Here is a 1,782-nt window from a genome sequence, read left to right as displayed (position 1 = left end):
GGGCCGCCGACATGCGCACGCTCAGCCAGCGCGAGTTTTAGGCCCAGCGCGACCAGTCCCAGCACCCGAGGTGAGACGTAGATGCCCGGGACAGGCCCACGGGCGTCCGGCACGGTTCGTGCATTCATGCGGCCTCCGAGGTGAGGACGCAAGTTCGGAGCGCTCGTCGTCGATGCGCCGCGCGGGTCGCGAACGGCTCAAAATCGAATGTCGCCTGGCGGTCGTCAGGTGGTGGCGGCGTCGCTTTGAGGAGAGTTGCGATTGCCCGCCGGTGCATCAAGTTCGTGCGGATCAGCCGAGCAAAGGCGAGCGGGCTTTTGACAATGGGATTGGCCTCGTGAGCGAGGCGCAGGAGCAGAAAGGCGATGAGCGCGACCGTGATCTGAATGCGCACTGCATTCTCGGAGACGCCGACGAAGTGGCTGATCTTCAGGGTCTGTTTGATCCATCGGAAGAACAGCTCGATCGCCCAGCGGCGCTTGTACAAATCGGCGATGTGGCGTGCGTCGGAGCCAAGATCATTGGTGAAGATGCGCAACACCTTGCCGGTGTCGTTCATCACCGTGACCTCGCGCACGAGCTGCCCCATCGGATTGCGGTGGGAAGCGGCCATGCGCGCCGGAAGATACCCGGTCCGATCGCTCAGCACCTCCGATCCCAGTGCAACCGGCCGCTCCTCGGCGACCTTGAACGGCGTGTTCGCCTTCAGGCGCGTGACGATGCGGCAGTGAGCCTGATCCAGCATCGCCCACCAGGCAAAATCATAGTAGCCGAGGTCGAACACATACGTCGCATGGGCCTCGATCGGCATTTCCTTGGCGGCCGTGATGTCGTTCACGTTGGCCGGCGTTACCATCAGATAAAGCGGCTGATCGGCATCCGGATCGTAGACGATGTGCGCCTTGGCGCCGCAAACATCGGTCGAAAATGTCGCCCAATCATCGCTCAAGCCGCTAAGCCGCACGCTGGTTGAATCAATCAGTCGGACACAGTCGCCAAGCTTGCGCCGATAGCCGCGCTGGAGCCGCCGCATCAGCGCACCTAGAACCTCGGTAAACACTTCCACAGGACGCGACGCATTCGCCGTCGACAGCGCCGAGCGCGACACCGTGTCGCCTCCAAGATGATAAAGCTTGCTCGCATGACTGAGCAGCCCCGCTTCGATCTCGCGAAGGCCGCGAGCCCCGCATAGTTGCGCGTACAGCATCGCGATCAGATGAGCCCTGGTCTTCAGGCCTCGCTCATCAGGTTCTGCGCCATATCGTTCCACAAGTTGATCGAGAAGCTCCCACGGAACGTGCTTCAAGAGCTCGTGAAAAACGCTATTCTGATGCCGCACGGCGTCGATCCTTTCTCGCGTCCAGATGATTCGTAACCAACTGAATGCGAGTAGAATCAACGCCGTGCGCTACATCAAGCACACTTCGTGCCGGACGCCTGTGGGACAAGGCCGGGCATGACGTCGTTCCGTGTTGTTGAAATTGAGCTAGCGCGCGCTCAGTGCACGCTGACGGTCTCGAGCTCGTGGCTCCAGGCATTGGCGACCGCGGCTTCCCGCGTGTCGGTCAGCATGATCGGCGTGCCGTCGGCGGCGTGCAGTGCAAACAGAACCCGACCGGGCTCAAGCTGCGGCACCTCGGCTTGTGGAAACATCTTGCGGAAGTCTTCGACGCGCACGGCTTTCACATAGGCGATGTGCCCATCGCCCAGCTGCGCCAGCGCTTCCGGCGAAAATTCTATTTTGGTCTCGGTGCCTGTTGCACCGTCACGGTTCATGTCGTT

General features: G+C 61.5%; 1 protein-coding gene and 1 pseudogene. Both read right to left on the bottom strand.

Annotated elements, in window-relative coordinates:
- Nucleotides 1-226: 226 nt before the first annotated feature.
- Nucleotides 227-1,339 (bottom strand): annotated as a pseudogene (locus tag VGH68_RS06045) (IS4 family transposase); the annotation flags it as partial.
- A 158-nt stretch (nucleotides 1,340-1,497) separates the two neighbouring features.
- Nucleotides 1,498-1,782 (bottom strand): DUF1150 domain-containing protein (locus tag VGH68_RS06040; protein WP_331602627.1); only part of this gene is annotated, 285 nt, incomplete at its 5' end.

It is taken from the genome of Paraburkholderia sp. (assembly GCF_036488505.1).
Classification (GTDB): Bacteria; Pseudomonadota; Gammaproteobacteria; order Burkholderiales; family Burkholderiaceae; genus Paraburkholderia.
The sequence above is the reverse complement of the archived record's forward strand: the minus strand, read 5'-3'. Positions and strand labels throughout refer to the sequence as shown.